This window comes from Lichenicoccus roseus (assembly GCF_005844085.1).
Lineage (GTDB): Bacteria > Pseudomonadota > Alphaproteobacteria > Acetobacterales > Acetobacteraceae > Lichenicoccus > Lichenicoccus roseus.
This window is the reverse complement of sequence record NZ_VCDI01000001.1, coordinates 192,443-208,014: the sequence shown is the minus strand read 5'-3', so window position 1 is coordinate 208,014 and position 15,572 is coordinate 192,443. Positions and strand designations below refer to the sequence as shown.

General features: G+C 69.1%; 11 protein-coding genes. 4 read left to right on the top strand and 7 right to left on the bottom strand.

The window, feature by feature from the left end; translation table 11 throughout:
* Positions 1-111: 111 nt before the first annotated feature.
* The 4 genes from FE263_RS00870 to pstS all read left to right on the top strand — a co-directional run bounded on the left by FE263_RS00870 (position 112) and on the right by pstS (position 6,667).
* Positions 112-1,746 carry a lysine--tRNA ligase gene (locus FE263_RS00870; RefSeq protein ID WP_138324075.1) on the top strand — a complete coding sequence of 545 codons (1,635 nt, stop codon included), beginning with the start codon at positions 112-114 and terminating at the stop codon, positions 1,744-1,746.
* Positions 1,747-1,751: 5 nt separating this feature from the next.
* Positions 1,752-3,872 carry a lysylphosphatidylglycerol synthase domain-containing protein gene (locus FE263_RS00865; protein ID WP_138324074.1) on the top strand — a complete coding sequence of 707 codons (2,121 nt, stop codon included), beginning with the start codon at positions 1,752-1,754 and terminating at the stop codon, positions 3,870-3,872.
* Positions 3,873-4,122: 250 nt separating this feature from the next.
* Entirely contained in the window at positions 4,123-5,592 is a 1,470-nt protein-coding gene (locus FE263_RS00860) for an MFS transporter (RefSeq protein WP_138324073.1), read from the top strand.
* 1 nt (position 5,593) lies between these two features.
* Complete coding sequence (pstS, locus tag FE263_RS00855; RefSeq protein WP_138324072.1) at positions 5,594-6,667, top strand: phosphate ABC transporter substrate-binding protein PstS; 1,074 nt, start codon at positions 5,594-5,596, stop codon at positions 6,665-6,667.
* Between the two features lie 2 nt (positions 6,668-6,669).
* Here pstS and FE263_RS00850 read toward each other — a convergent pair whose 3' ends face one another.
* From FE263_RS00850 to FE263_RS00820, 7 genes are read right to left on the bottom strand one after another with little or no spacing between them, the layout of a single operon-like run.
* Positions 6,670-6,879, bottom strand: coding sequence for a hypervirulence associated TUDOR domain-containing protein (locus FE263_RS00850; protein ID WP_138324071.1), 210 nt, complete (start codon positions 6,877-6,879; stop codon positions 6,670-6,672).
* A 46-nt stretch (positions 6,880-6,925) separates the two neighbouring features.
* The gene (locus FE263_RS00845; RefSeq protein ID WP_138324070.1) at positions 6,926-8,770 is read right to left on the bottom strand and encodes an ABC transporter ATP-binding protein; all 1,845 of its coding nucleotides are present in this window, start codon (positions 8,768-8,770) and stop codon (positions 6,926-6,928) included.
* Complete coding sequence (locus FE263_RS00840) at positions 8,767-9,639, bottom strand: ABC transporter permease (RefSeq protein WP_138324069.1); 873 nt, start codon at positions 9,637-9,639, stop codon at positions 8,767-8,769. Before FE263_RS00840 ends, FE263_RS00845 begins: the two co-directional genes overlap by 4 nt.
* The gene (locus FE263_RS00835; protein WP_138324068.1) at positions 9,632-10,591 is read right to left on the bottom strand and encodes an ABC transporter permease; all 960 of its coding nucleotides are present in this window, start codon (positions 10,589-10,591) and stop codon (positions 9,632-9,634) included. The genes FE263_RS00840 and FE263_RS00835 overlap by 8 nt, the downstream gene beginning before the upstream one ends.
* The gene (locus FE263_RS00830; RefSeq protein ID WP_240759004.1) at positions 10,591-12,234 is read right to left on the bottom strand and encodes a peptide ABC transporter substrate-binding protein; all 1,644 of its coding nucleotides are present in this window, start codon (positions 12,232-12,234) and stop codon (positions 10,591-10,593) included. Before FE263_RS00830 ends, FE263_RS00835 begins: the two co-directional genes overlap by 1 nt.
* A 2-nt stretch (positions 12,235-12,236) precedes the next feature.
* Positions 12,237-13,916 (bottom strand): peptide ABC transporter substrate-binding protein, encoded by a 1,680-nt coding sequence (locus FE263_RS00825; protein ID WP_138324066.1) that lies wholly within the window; start codon positions 13,914-13,916, stop codon positions 12,237-12,239.
* Positions 13,913-15,565 (bottom strand): peptide ABC transporter substrate-binding protein, encoded by a 1,653-nt coding sequence (locus FE263_RS00820; RefSeq protein ID WP_171033870.1) that lies wholly within the window; start codon positions 15,563-15,565, stop codon positions 13,913-13,915. The genes FE263_RS00825 and FE263_RS00820 overlap by 4 nt, the downstream gene beginning before the upstream one ends.
* Positions 15,566-15,572: the final 7 nt, after the last annotated feature.

Sequence of the window (15,572 nt, the reverse complement as noted above, 5' to 3'; positions counted from 1 at the left end):
GCACCGGGGCCGTAAGCCATGGGCGCATGCGGTGGACTGGCGCCGCATCCGCGGGCCACCGGTTCTGCCCAGCAATTGACCACACCGCCGCGCATTCCTAGCTTCCGCACCATGTCCTCTCACAGTCCAGGCGCTCCGGCGGCGAACCCCGTGCTCCCCAAGGCATGGCCGTTCGACGAGGCCGCAAAGCTAGCCGCGCGCCTGCAGGCCCGCGATGCGTCGCAGCCGGCGTTGCTGGAGACCGGATACGGCCCCTCCGGCCTGCCGCATATCGGCACCTTCGGGGAGGTGGCTCGCACAACCTGGGTCCGGCAGGCCTTCACCGCGCTGACCGGACGCCAGACCCGGCTGCTGGCGTTCAGCGACGACATGGACGGGCTGCGCAAGGTGCCGGACAACGTGCCGAACCAGGAGATGCTGCGCGAGCATATCGGCCGGCCATTGTCGCGCATTCCCGATCCGTTCGGCACCCACGAGTCGTTTGCCGCGCACAACAACGCCCGGCTGCGCTCCTTCCTCGACGGTTTCGGCTTCGAATACGAATTCGCCTCCTCCACCGAGTACTACGCCTCCGGCCGCTTCGACGCCGCCCTGCTGCGTGCCCTGCGGTCGCACGAGGAGATCGTGGCGGTGATCGCGCCGACCCTGGGTGCGGAGCGGCGCGCCACCTACTCGCCGTTCCTGCCGGTGCATCCGCGCACCGGCGTGGTGATGCAGGTGCGTATCGACGCCATCGACGCCGATGCCGGCACCATCGCCTGGCTAGACCAGGACGGCGTCCGCTTCGAGACCCCGGTCACCGGCGGCCAGGCCAAGCTGCAGTGGAAGGCGGACTGGGCGATGCGCTGGGCGGCACTCGGCGTCGACTACGAGATGTCGGGCAAGGACCTGATCGACAGCGTCCGGCTGTCGGCGAGGATCTGCCGCCTGCTCGGCGCCGAGCCGCCGCTCAGCCTGACCTACGAGCTGTTCCTCGACGAGCATGCGCAGAAGATCTCGAAGTCGAAGGGCAACGGCATCTCGGTCGAGGAGTGGCTGCGCTACGCCCCGCCCGAGAGCCTGGCACAGTTCATGTATGGCAATCCGCAGCGCGCCAAGCGGTTGTTCTTCGACGTGATCCCGCGTGCCACCGACGAGTACCTGGCGAACCTCGCCCGCGCGCGCATCCAGGACGCCTCGGACGACGAGCCCGGCCTGCGCGCCAATCCGGCCTGGTTCATCCATGGCGGCGCGCTGCCGCAGGAGAGCCACCTGGCCAGCAGCGCCAGCCCGGTCTCGTTCGGCATGCTGCTCAACCTCGCCTCGGTCGCCAATACCGACAGCCCCGACGTGCTGTGGAGCTTCCTGCGCCGCTACCAGCCCGGACTGGTGCCGGAGGCGGAGCCTCTGCTCGGCCGGCTGATCGAGCACGCGCTGGCGTACTACCGCGACTTCGTGCGCCCGCAAAAGCGCTTCCGTGCGCCGGACGAGCACGAGCGCACTGCGCTGGCCGATCTCGCGGAGACCCTGAGGGGCATCGGCGACGAACCGGTCGAGGCGGAAGCGGTGCAGAACCTGGTTTTCGAAGTCGGCAAGCGGCATGGCTTCGATCCGCTGCGCCGGTGGTTCGGCTGCCTGTACGAGGTGCTGCTGGGGCAGGCGGAAGGACCGCGCTTCGGCATCTTCATCGCCCTCTACGGCGTGCCGGAGACGGTCGCGCTGATCGAGACGGCGCTGCTGGAGGGCGCGGCGGGCGCGCCCCGCTGAGCCGGATGTATCCCGCCAAGCGCCCGCCGCCGGGCCACGGGGCTCCGGACCCGGACGGCAAGGACTGCGCGAAACCACCGCCGCTGCGTCGCCTTGCGCATCACCTGCCGCACCTGATCGGACTGCTGCTGCTGGCCGGCGCGATCTTCGTGGTGCAGCGCGAGTTCCGCCACCTGAGCTTCGCGCAGGTGCGCGCCGGGCTGACCGCGATCCCTCGTCCGGCGCTGCTGCTTTCCGCCGGCTTCACGCTGCTCGCCTACTTCATCCTGTCGTTCTACGACCGGCTGGCGGCGATCCATGTCGGCCACCGGCTGGCGTTCCACCGCACCTTTTTCGCCTCGTTCTGCTCCTACGTGCTGTCGCACAACCTCGGATTTTCGGCCTTGTCCGGGGCGGCGGTACGCTTCCGGCTGTACGGCAACTGGGGGTTGGCGCCGGCCGAGATCGCCCAGATCATCGCCTTCTGTTCGCTGACCTTCGTGCTCGGCGCCTGCGCGCTGATCGGCGGCGTGATGCTGATCGAGCCAGGCTCGCTGCCGATCCTGGCGACCCACGTGCCGCACCTGCTGCTGCGCGCCGGCGGATTGCTCGGCTGGGCGGTGGTGGCGGCCTACGTCCTGCTGTCCTGCCGACCCAGGGTACTCGAGATCTGGAAGGTGCGGGTCGAACTGCCCGGCCTGCGCATGGCGATCGGCCAGGTGGTGGTAGCCACCCTCGATGTCGCCGCCACCGCCGCAATCGCCTTCGCCCTGCTGCCGCCGACACCGGGACTCGGCTATCCGACGTTCCTCGCGATCTACATCGCGTCATACACCGCGGGCCTGGTCGCCAGCGTGCCGGGCGGCCTCGGCGTGTTCGACGGCGCCATGCTGCTCGGCCTGTCGCACTGGCTGCCGACGCCGGCGATCCTCGGCATGGTTTTCGTGTTCCGCATCTTCTACTACATCGTGCCGCTGTTCATCGCCGGTATCCTGTTCGCCGGCCACGAGGTGCTGCTGCGCGGGCGCGGCCTGGTGGCGTCGAGGGACGCGGTACCGATCGGGACCACGCTGTCGCTGCGCCAGAGCGAGGCGGATTTCTCCGTCATCGTCGCGGTCGGCGCGGTCTCCCTGTGCGGCGCCATGCTGCTGGCGCTCGGCGTGCTCGATCCGACCTCCGACCTCGACGCCTTCATCCCGCCCGCGACCGGCCTGTTCGATCACCCGAGCGGTTTCGCCTGGGTGACCGCGATGGCCGGCGACTACGTGCCGTCGCTGATCGGCGCCGGACTGATGGGCATGGCGATCGGCCTGTCCAACCGGGTGACCCTGGCCTGGGGCACCACCATCGTGCTGCTCTGCCTCGCCGCCCTGCTGACCTTCCTGCGCGGCACCATGCTGCTGGTGCCGGGCGCGCTGTTGCTCACCGCGCTGCTGCTGGCACCGTTCCGGCGGTCGTACTACCGCCATGCCAGGGTGCTGAGCGAGCCGTTCGCACCCGGCACCGCGCTGCCGCTGCTGCTGCTGGTCGGCTGCGTGCTGACGCTCGGCCGGCTGGAGCCGCACCTGCGCGAGATCGACGCCAACAGCTGGTGGGCGGTGGTGATCGGCGACGACGCCTCCAACCGCACCAGGCTGGCGCTCGGCTGCGCGGTGCTGCTGATGCTGCTGACGCTGTGGCGGCTGATCCTCCCCGGGCGCATCGCGGTGCTGCCCTGGGACGAGGCGCTACAGGAGCGCTACGCGGACAACGACCCGGGCAGCCCGATCCCGCCGGAGGGCGCGGTGGCCAGCGAGACCGGTCGCGCGATGATCGCGTTCCGCCGCGTCGACCGGCAGTCACCGCTGCTGCTCGGGCTGGGCGACCCGGTCGGGGTGGCATCCGACCGGTCCTCGGCGATCTGGCGGCTGCGCGACCTGGCGTCCCAGGAAGGCCGCGACGTCGCCTTCTGGAACGTGGGCCCGGAGCTGCTGGACGTGTATTCCAGCCTGGGGCTGATCGCCTGGCCGCTTGCGGCGGACGGGACCGCCGGACGCTATCTGTGCAGCACCGCGGAGTCCGGCCCGGCGCTGCTGATCCGGCTCAGGGGCTTGCAGGAAGCCGGTCGGCCGACCCCATCCCCCCGGAACGATGCGGCGATCGCCTGACCAGCTCCGGGGCATGCCCGGGTCAGGCCGGTCATCGCCCATGTCGAACATGAAACATTGATGAACTGGCCTCCGGCGCAATCGCCAGGATGTTTCGCCTCGGCTACTTAAAGAACTCGAGGTGCCGGCTCAGGAACATCCCTGAGATCCTGCAGAGCCAGCCATCGGGAAATATCGCCTGACGCCCTGTCCGAGTACATCCCGAACAGGCCGGGGGCGAATATTTCCAGGATCCCGAGGTGATGGATACATGGACCAGATCCTGAACGAAGCACGCGAGCCCGATCACCGGACGGTCCAGCACTACATCGACGAGCGGCCTGCCTGGCCGGATGGGACCTCGCTTCCGAGTGCGCCGATGACGTCGATGCAGTGGCGCATCTGGTCGCTCGCAGCCGCCGGCAAGTTCTTCGAGGGCTTCGTGGTGTTCATGACCGGCGTGGCGTTGCCGCTGATCGCGCGCGAGTTCGGCATCGGCGCGTCGCAGGACGGTTTCATCAGCGCCGCCAGCCTGTTCGGCATCCTGGTCGGCGCCGTCGGCCTCGGCGGCATGTCGGACCGTTTCGGGCGCAAGCGGATGTTCATCGTCGAGATGATCATCTTCTGCGCCTTCCTGACCTTGCTCATCCTGTGCAGCAACTTCATTTCCCTGGTCGTCTGCCTGTTCGGGCTCGGGGTGGCGCTGGGCTGCGACTATCCCACCGCGCACATGATCATCTCGGAAAGCATTCCCAGCCTGAGCCGTGGCAAGCTGGTGCTGGCGGCCTTCGGTTTCCAGGCGCTCGGCGCCCTGGCCGGGACCGGCGTCGGCTTCGCGGTGCTGTCGCTGGACCCGGATCTCGATGCGTGGCGCTGGATGTATGCGACCGCCATCCTGCCGGCACTGGCGGTCACGATCGGCCGCTTCACCATCACCGAGAGCGCCAACTGGCTGCATATCTGTGGCCGCGTGGAGCGTGCGGAGGAGGAGGCGCGCCGCCTGCTGTTCCGCAAGCCGCTCTACCCGCCCAACATCAGCCTGTCGCGCGAGGCACGTCCGGATGGCCACGGCGGCGGCCAGGGCTTCGCCGCGCTGTTTCGTGGCCGCAACACACGCGCCACCGTGCTCGCCTCGGTGCCGTGGTTCCTGCAGGATCTCGGGACCTACGGCATCGGCATCTTCACGCCGACGATCCTGGCCGCCGCCCTCGGGCACAAGGCGGACCACGTCCGCAGCGTCTCCGACATCATCCTCAACGACATCCTGGCCGCCAAGGGCGCAGCCCTGATCACGACGTTGCTGATCGTGGGCATCATCTTCGCGGTGGTCCTGGCCGACCGGGTCGGACGCATCTCGCTGCAGGTGGTGGGCTTCGTCGGTTGTGCCGCCGGCCTGCTGGTGGCCTCGCTGGCGAACGGCTTCACCGGCGAGAGCCAGACGGTGATGATCTTCGCCGGCTTCATGCTGTTCAACTTCATGACCAATCTCGGCCCGAACGCGCAGACCTACCTGCTGGCCGGCGAGGTGTTCCCGACCGCGATCCGCGGCACCGGTGCGGGCTTCGCCGCCGCCTTCGGCAAGATCGGCGCGGTGGCGACCGCGTTCCTGTTCCCGATCCTGCTGGTGGCCATCGGCACGACGCCGCTGCTCTACATCCTGGTGGCGACCTCCCTCCTGGGCGCCGTGGTGACCTGGAAGTTCCGGATCGAGACTACCGGCGTCAACCTCGAGGACATCTGACATGCGTGCATGGCACCGGACGGGCGTGGCAACGACCCTCGCCCTGCTCCTGCTGGCAACACCCGGCGCCCGGGCGGAGGATCTCGCCATCACCGAGACCGGCTCCACGCTGATGCGGCCGCTGTTCGGCCTGTGGGCGGCCGGCTACGCATCGCACCATCCTGGCGTCCGGATCACCACCGCCGGTACCGGTTCGGAGGCCGGCATGCAGCAGGCGCTGTCCGGACAGGTGATGATCGGCGCCTCGGATGCTCCGCTCCCGGACGCGCAGGCTGCGGCGCATCCGGAATTCGTCGATATCGCGATGGCGATCTCGGCGCAGAGTGTTGCCGTGAACCTGCCCGGCCCGGGCAGGCCGCTGCGCCTGGACGGTCCGACGCTGGCCGGGATCTATGACGGCTCGATCCGGCAGTGGGATGCCCCCGGGATCGCCGCCCTCAATCCGGGCGTGACGTTGCCGCACCACGCCATCGTGCCGGTTCGACGCCGCGACGGCTCGGGCGACAGCTTCATCTTCACCCAGTTCCTCAGTTTCTCCACCCCGTCCTGGGACGGCCAGACCGGCTTCGGCACCAGCCCGGCCTGGCCGCAGGTCACCGGCGCCCTGGAGGCGACCGGCAACGACGGCATGGTGCAGACGCTGCACGCGACGCCATACGCGATCGGCTATGTCGGCATCAGCAGCGATCTCGGAACCCTTGCCACGGTAGCCCTGAAGAACGCCGACGGCGCTTTCGTGCTGCCGACGCGCGAGACGGTCATCGCCGGTGCCGCGGGACTGGCGGCGCGCACGCCGGCGGACGAGCGCCTCAGCCTGGTTTTCGCGCCCGGCCCCGATGCCTATCCGCTGGTGAACTACGAGTATGCCGTGGTCTCGACGCGCCAGCAGAGCGACGCCGACGCTGCCGCGTTGCGTCGCTTCCTGCTCTGGTCGATCGAGCCCTCGGAAGATAAGCAGGCCCTGCTGGACCAGGTCCGTTTCGTGCCGCTGCCGCCGCATACCTGGGAGCTTTCGCAGGCCCAGATCCAGCGCATCGGAACCGCCATGCAGCGATCGGCGGCAGCGTCACCCTGAGTTCAGGCTTTCTTCAGCTCTTCCGGCTTGTGCACCGCCTGCTTGCCGCTCTTGTCGCTCTTGACCAGGACCTGCGGGTCTTCCTTGGTCGCCTTCGCAACGTGGCCCTTCACCTTGGTGGTGCTGGTGACGGTCTTCTCCACGGTGCCGTGGGTCTCGCCCTGGGCGGTGTTCCACTTCACCTTGTCGCCCTGCTTCGGTGTCTTCGTCATGCCGGCCTCCCTGTCCGCGGGCTGAACAGGCGGCACCGCCCCTGGTTCAGGCCTCTCCCGGCACCGTGATCGTTGCGGCACCGAGGCGCGGCGCGGAGGCGACGAGGGACGCGCTGTACGGGTCGCGCGGGTGGTTCACCAGCTGGTCGGTGGTGGCCAGCTCGACGATGCGGCCGGCGCGCAGCACCGCGATGCGGTCGGCGAGCCAGGCGATGGCGGCGATGTCGTGGCTGATCATCACGTAGGCGAGCTGCTCGTGCCGGCTGAGGTCGCGCAGCAGGTTGAGCAGCATCGCCTGCGTCGACACATCCAGCGCCGAAGTGGGCTCGTCCAGCACGATGATGTCCGGCCGCGCCGCCAGCGCGCGCGCCACCGCGACACGCTGCGCCTGGCCGCCGGAGATCGCATTCGGCAGCCGCCCGGCGAGTGCTGCATTCAGTCCGACCCGCTCCAGCAGGGCATCGGTCTGCCGGCGCAGGCTGTCCCGGTCGTGCTGGCCGCCGAGCTGCAACGCCTCCGCGATGATGGCACCGATGCGCAGGCGCGGGTTCAGGCTCTCGCGCGGGTCCTGGAACACCACCTGCACCCGCCGCCGCTCCCGCCTGCGGTCGCCGGGAGAGAGGTCGCCGAGGGCGCGGCCGTCGAGCAGGATGCGGCCCTCGTAGCGCAGCATGTGCAGGATGGCGCGGCCGAGGGTGGATTTGCCGGAGCCGCTTTCGCCGACGATGCCCAGGCACTCGCCGCGGGCCAGCTCCAGGCTGACATCGTCCAGCGACGGCGCCACCGCCGCCTTGCTGCCGCCGAGCAGGCCGGCCCGGCTGCCGTAGCGGATGGTGACCGACTGCATCTGCAGCAGCGCGCTGCCCGGTAGCGGCGTGGTTGCGGCCGGCGCTTCGGGGAGGGCGGCGGCCACCGGGATCTCCCCGAGCGGGAACAGGCAGGCGGCCTGCGTGCGGCCGTCGCCGACCGGCGGCGGGTAGGCCCGGGTGCAGGCGTCCTGGCGCTGCGGGCAGCGCGGCGCGAAGCGGCAGCCGTGCGGACGGTGTCCCGGGTCCGGCATGGTGCCGGCGATGCCTCGCAGCGTGGCCTGTCCCAGGCGCGGCACCGCGGCGAGCAGGGCGTGGCTGTAGGGATGGCGGGGACGGGCAAAGAACGCCGGCGCCTCGCCCCACTCGACGGCGCGTCCGGCATACAAGACGCACAGGCGCTGCGCGTGCCGCTCGACCAGCGACAAATCGTGGGTGATGAACAGCAGCCCCATGCGGTGATCGCGCTGCAGCTTCGCCAGCAGGTCGAGGATCTGCCGCGCCACCAGCGGATCCAGCCCGGTGGTGGGCTCGTCGGCGATCAGCAGCTTCGGGTTGCAGGCGAGTGCGGCCGCGATCATCACCCGCTGGCGCTGGCCGCCGGAGAACTGGTGCGGATACTCGTCGAGCCGCCGCGCCGGATCGGGGATGCCGACCTCGCCGAGCAGGTCGACCGCATGCCGCCGGGCCGCCTGTGCCGAGGCGCCGGTATGCAGCCGGTGGCCCTCGGCGACCTGGCGCCCGATGGTCATCGACGGGTTGAGCGCCGAGAGCGGGTTCTGGAACACCATGCCGACGCTGCCGCGGCGCGCCCGCATCTGCCGCTCGTCCAGCCCGAGCAGGTCCTCGCCGCCGAACAGCGCCTGGCCGGTGATGCGCGCACCCGGCGGCAGCAGGCGCATGACTGCGAGTGCGGCGATGGTCTTGCCGGATCCGCTCTCGCCGACCAGGGCGGTCATCTCGCCCTCGCGCACCTCGAGATCGAGACCCTCCAGCACCGGGGCCATATTCGACGCAAGCCTGGGTCCGTCACGGCCGGCGAGTTCGACGCCGAGTTGCCGCAGGGAAAGCACGACGCCGGTCATCGGCTGCCTCCGCGCGCCAGCAGTCCCTGGCCGATCAGCGAGGTCGCCAGCATGGCGGCGAAGATCATCAGGCCGGGCGGCAGCACCAGCCACCAGGCGTCGAGCGCCACCAGCTCCAGCCCCTCCTGCAGCAGGCCGCCCCAGCTGGTGTGCGGCGGCTGCACGCCGAGGCCGAGGAAGGACAGCGCCGAAAGAGCGAAGATCATGTCGCCGACCAGGAAGGTGAAGTTCACCACCAGCACCGGCGCCATCACCCGCAGCAGGTGGGTGCCGGCGATGTGGGCCAGGCCGCCGCCGAGCTGCCGCGATGCATGCACGAAGTCGCGGTCGCGCTGCGCCAGCGTCTCGTTGCGCACCAGGCGGGCCAGCGACGGCCAGGAGATCAGGCCGAGCAGCAGGATCAGGCTGCCGGTGTTGAGCGGCACGATGGCGCCGAAGAAGATCAGCACCACCAGGCCGGGCAGCGCCAGCACCGCATCGAGCAGCCGCATCAGCGCCTGGTCGAGCAGGCGCGGGCCGAGCCCGGACGCAAGGCCGTACAGCGTGCCGACGACGAAGGCGACGGCGGTGGCGGGCAGCGCCACGTAGAGCGTCGAGCGTCCGGCGACCAGCAGGCGGGCGAAGGCGTTGCGGCCGAGGTCGTCGGTGCCGAACGGGTAGGCGGCGCTGGGGCCGGCGAGCACGCTGGCGGTGTGCAGGGCGTACGGGTCGCGCCCGTACAGCACCGGGCCGATGGCGGAAGCCAGCAGGATGATCGCCGCCAGCACCAGGCCGGCGGTCAGCGTCGCGTTGCCGGGGCGCAGTTGCAGCAGGCGCGCCAGGAACGAGGAGGCGCCGATCCGGACCGGTTGCTGGGTGGCGTCAAGCATATCCGGTCCTCGGGTCGAGCAGCGTGTTGACGATGTCGGCGAGCAGGTTGCCCAGCACGGTCAGGATGCCGATCACCAGCACGATGCCGATCAGCACCGGATAATCCTGCGCCAGCGCCGATCGCCACAGCAGCCAGCCCAGGCCGGGATAGGAGAACACCGTCTCGACCACCACGCCGCCGGCGAAGATCGACGGCAGCGACAGCCCGAGCACGGTGACCAGCGGGCGCAGGGCGTTGCGTATGACGTGGTGCAGCAGGATGCGCGACGGCGACGCGCCGCGTGCAGCGGCGGACCTCACATAATCGCGGCCGAGTTCCTCGTGCACCGATTGCGCGAAGTAGCGTGACAGCACCGGCACCGTGAGCAGCACGATGGTGACGCAGGGCAGCGCCATGTGCAGAGCGTTCGAGGCGACGGTCTGGTGCGCGAGGCGCAGGTTCTCCAGGCCGCCGGCGGGGAACCAGCCAAGCTGCATCGAGAACAACAGGATCAGCAGGGTTCCGCTGAAGAACGACGGCATCGCATACAGCGCGAGTTCCACACCGCCGATGATGCGGCCCGGCGTGCGGTCGTAGAACACGCCGTGCGCCAGCCCGAGCGCAAAGGCGATCAGCAGGCTGGCCACCAGCGAGACGATCTGCAGCGCCAGCGTGTTCAGCTCGTAGCTGACGATCAGGCTGCCGACCGGACGCTCGACCGAATAGGAGGTGCCGAGCTGGCCGTGCGCGAGATCGAGCCACCAGCGGAAATACTGGTGCCAGAACGGCAGGTCGAGGCCGAGCGCATGATTGAGTTCGCGTATCGAGGCGGGCGACGCCTTGGGGCCGAGGATCTGGTACACCGGGCTGCCGGGCGCCACATGCACCAGCACGAAGGTGAGGGTGATCAGGATCGCCAGCGACAGCGCGGCGCTGCCCAGCTTGCGGCCGATGCCGCCCAGGATGCGCATCAGCGCGCCGCTGCTTCGCGGGCGCAGGCCATGTCGCCCGAAAGTGTCAGGAACTCCGGAGACCAGGAGCCGAGCGGGTTTTCCATCTCGCGCAGGCCGTGCAGTCCGGGCCGCGCCAGCAGGGAGATCGCACCGTCCGGCAGGAAGATCACCGGCTGCTCGGCCGCGGTATAGTCCTGTGCCGCATCCAGCGCCCGGCGTCCGGCGTCCTTCAGCACGGCGCGGTTCAGCGCGTCCATCTTCGCATCCTCGTAGTGGCCATAGTTGGAGGCGCCGTCGGACGAGAAGGATTGCTGGCCGTCCGGATAGCCGGTGATCGTCCAGGCGATCATGATGCTGTCCCAGTCATGCCCGTTGCCTTCCAGGGTCGCAAACAGGTCGTTGAATTCGAGGCCGCGCAGATCGATGTCGATGCCGACGGCGGCGAGGTTGCGCTGCGCCACCTGCAGTTCGATCAGCCGGTCGACGACGCCGGCCGACACACCCACCGAGAAGCGCAGCACGACGCCGTCCTTGCGCCGGATGCCGTCCGGGCCGGGATGCCAGCCGGCCGCGTCGAGCAGCGCGCGCGCCTTGGCGGGATCGTGGCGCAGCGACGGGTAGGTCTGCCGTGCGGCGTCGGACAGGAACCCCGCCATTGCCGGCGGCACCGGGCCGTGCACCTCGCCGGACTGGCCGTGCCAGGCAAGGGCGATCATCTCGTCCTGGTCCAGCGCCAGTGCGATCGCCTGGCGGATCCGCACGTCGCGCAGGTACGGCGCCGCCGCACTCCGCATGTTCAGGTAGAGCAGCCCGTAGCCGAACGGGCCGTCGAGCCGGGTGGTGGTGAAGCCGGGCAGCGCGCGGGCGAGATCGCTGAGCCGGAACGGGATGTCGGCGGCATCGATCTCTCCGGCCCGCAGCGCCTGCAGCGGATTGCCGCCCTCGAGGAAATCCACCACCAGCCGGCTGATGGCAGGATGCCGGCCGCCATAGGACGGGTTCGGCAGCAGCGTGATGTGCCGGCCGACGACGAACTCGCTCATGATGAACGGCCCGTCCGATACGCGGTACAGGGCGGGGTCGGTCTGCCGCAGCCGCATCTGCTCCAGCGTCAGGCCGCGATAGACATGCTCGGGCAGCACCGGGATGTTGAGCCCGGTGCGCAGGAACCAGCCAGGGTTGACGCTGCGGTCGAGTGTCAGGGTGACCTCGTGGGGATTGTCGCTGGCGACGCGGGTGATGAACTCCGGAATGCCGCCGATGCCGTCGTTGACGTAGCCGGCGCCGAGCCTGCGTATGATGTCGAAGGTGAACAGCACGTCGGTGGCGGTCACCTTCACGCCGTCCGACCACAGCCAGGGCTTGATGGTGAAGCGCCAGGTGCGGCCGTCATCGGCGCTGGTGACGGACGAGGCGAGGCTGAGATCCGGGTCGTAGTCGACGTGGCGGTCGAGCCAGACCAGCGGCCGGTAGATCTGCTGCATGACCTGCACGTTGTAGACATGGTTGGTGAGCAGCGGGTTCAGCGAGTTGACGGCCTGCGGATCGGACTGGCCGAGCCCGGCCGGCAGCACCACGGTGCCGCAGCCCTGCAGCGGTGCCGCGGCGGTGCAGAACATGGCGGCCGCCAGGATGGCGCCGGTGGCATGCGCCTGCGGCACGCTCAACGGGGCGTGGCCGCGGTAGCGGTCCGGGTCGGGCAGGCCATGTCGCCCGACAGGGTCAGCAACTCCGGCGACCAGGTGCCGGTCGGGCTGGTCATGTCGTGCAGGCCGTGCAGCTCCGGCCGGGCCAGCAGCGAGATCGCGCCGGTCGGCAGGAAGATGAACGGCTGCTGTTCGGCGGCGTAGTCCTGCGCCTGGTCCAGCGCCTGCTCGCCGGCAGTGGTCACCACCGCCTCGTTCAGCGCGTCCATCCGTTTGTCGTCGTAGTGGCCGAAATTCTGCGCGCCGTCCGAGGAGAAGAACTCCTGGCCGTCCGGAAACGCATCGACGGTCCAGCCGATGACGATGCTGTTCCAGTCATGGCCGTTGCCGTTCAGCGTCGCGATCAGCTCGCTGAAGGCGACGCCGCGAATATCGATGGCGATGCCGGCCGCGGCGAGGCCACGCTGCGCCACCTGCAACTCGATGAAGCGGTCGATGGACTCCGACGACACCTCGACCTCGAACTCCAGGCGCTGGCCGTCCTTGACGCGTATGCCATCGGGGCCGGGGTGCCAGCCGGCGGCGTCGAGCAGGGCACGCGCCTTTGCCGGCGAGAATTGCCATTGCGGGTAGCCGGCCCTTGCCTGCGGCGACAGGAAGCGGGCGATCGCGGGGGGTACCGAGCCGTGGATCGGCACCGCCTGGCCGTGATAGACCAGCCTGTCGATTTCGTCCTGGTCAATGGCCAGTGCGATCGCCTGCCGCACGCGTACGTCGCGCAGGAACGGCGCGGACCGGCTGTGGAAATTCATGATGATCGACATGTAGCCGAACGGCCCGTCGAGCTTGATGGTGCGCAGATTCGGCAGCGCGGTGGCAAGGTTCCAGAGCTGGAACGGGATGCTGGCTGCATCGATCTCGCCGGAGCGCAGCGCCTCGAGGGCGTTGCCGCCTTCGAGGAAGTCGACCACCAGCCGGCGTATTTTCGGCCGGGTGCCGCCGTAGAGCGGGTTCGGCACCAGCACGATGTGCCGTCCCACCGAATAATCGTCCAGCACGAACGGGCCGTCCGATACCTTGAACAATGCCGGATCGGTCTGCCGCGCACGCATTTCGCGCAGGGTAAGGTTGCGATAGATGTGCTCGGGCAACGGCCGGATCGTGTTGCCGATCCCGAGGCGCAGGAACCATTCCGGATTGACCGGATGGTTGAGGATCAGGGTGACCTCGTGCGGCCCGCTCGCCTGCACGCTGTGGATATATTGCGGAACGCCACCGACGCCGTAGAGGACATAGGATGGTCCAAGCTTGCGGATCAGGTCGAAGGTGAACACCACGTCGGCGGGCGTCACCGGCACGCCGTCCGACCACAGCCACGGCTTGATGGTGAAGCGCCAGGTATGGCCGCCATCCGGCGTGGTTGCCGACGAGGCGAGGCTGAGCGCCGGGTCGTAGTCGAGGTGGCGGTCGAGCCAGACCAGCGGCCGGTAGATCTGGTAGATCATCTCCGAGTTGTAGATCGAGTTGGTCAGCAGCGGGTTCAGCGACGTCACCGCCGACGGCGTGCTCTGGCCGAGACCGGCGGGCAGCACGACGGTGCCGCAGGGCGAGGGTGCTGCCCGCGCCGGTGCGGCGGCGAGGCACAGGATCGCGGCCGCCAGCAGGACGCCGGACCCGCGCTGGCTCGGAACGCTCACCGGGTGGCCGCCACTTGCGACGGGCAGGCCATGTTACCTGACAGTGTCAGCAGTTCCGGCGACCAGTTGCCGTTCGGGCTGGTCATCTTGGCAATCCCGTGCAGCTCCGGCCGCGCCAGCACCGAGACCTCGCCCGCCGGCAGGAACAGGAACGGCTGTTGCTCGGCTGCATAGTCCTGCGCCGCATCGAGCGCCTGATGCCCGGCAGCCTGCACCACGGCTGCATTCAGGGCGTCCATCGTCTTGTCCTCGTAATGGCCATAATTCTGCGCACCGTTCGAGGAGAAGAATTCCTGGCTGTCCGGAAAGCCCTCGACGGTCCAGCCCAGCACGGCTGCATCCCAGTCATGGCCGTTGCCCTGCAGGGTCGAGATCATCTCGTTGAAGTCGATCGCGCGGATATCCATCGCGATACCGACCGCCGCAAAGTTGCGTTGCACGATCTGTAGATAGGTCAGCAGGGTCGGGATTCCGGATGTCGCCTCGACCTCGAACTGCAACCGATGACCGTCGCGGCTCCGGATGCCGTCCGGTCCCGGATGCCACCCGGCTTCGTTCAGCAGCGCCCGGGCGCGCTGCGGCGAAAATTGCATCCTGGGGTAGCCGGACATGGCAAGCGGCGACAGCAACTTTGCCATTGCCGGTGGCACCGGGCCGTGGATCGGCGTCGACTGGCCGTGGAAGACCAGCGAGATGATCTCGTTCTCATCGATCGCCAGCGTCATCGCCTGCCGCACCCGCACATCGCGCAGGAAGGGCGCGCCGGAGCTGCGGAAATTCAGGATCATCGCGTCGTAGCTGAAGCCGCCGCCAAGCCTGATGGTGTGCAGGTTCGGCAGCGCGGTGGCGAGATCCCACAGGTTGTAGGGGATATCGGCGGCGTCGATCTCGCCAGAGCGCAGCGCCTGCAGCGGGGAGCCACCTTCGAGGAAGTCGATCACAAGGCGCCGCAGCTTCGGCGGCGTGCCGCCATAGCGCGGGTTCGGCACCAGCGCGAGGTAGCGACCGACCGCGAACTCGTCGACCAGGAACGGGCCGTCGGAAACCCGGAACAGGCTTGGATCGGTCTGCCGCATCCGCATGTCGCGCAGGCTCAGGCCGCGATAGACGTGGCTGGGCAGCACCGGGAGGCCGCCGAGGCCGAGGCGCAGGAACCAGTCCGGATTAGCCGCATGGTTGAGGGTGAGGGTGACCTCGTGCGGGCCGGTGGCACGGACATCCTGTATGTAGTCCGGGATGCCGCCGATACCGTACTTGACGTAGCCCGGGCCGATCTTCCGGATCAGCTCGAAGGTAAATGCCACGTCGTCGGGCGTGACCGGGATGCCGTCCGACCACTGCCAGGAATGAAGGGTGAAGCGCCAGCTATGGCCGCCATCCGGCGTAGCTACCGCCGAGGCGAGGCTTCGGGTCGGATCGAACTCCAGATGCCGGTCCAGCCAGATCAGCGGACGATAGATCTGGTTGGAGACCTCGAGATTGTAGACGGACGTGGTCAGCAGCGGGTTGAGCGAGGTGACCGCGCCGGGTGCCGACAAGCCCAGTCCGGACGGCAGCACCACCGTACCGCAGCCGGCGGTCGTCGCCACCGCCACCCCGGGCAGCAGCAGGCCCACCAGCGCGGCCAGAAATAGAGACGATACCCTCACCAACCCG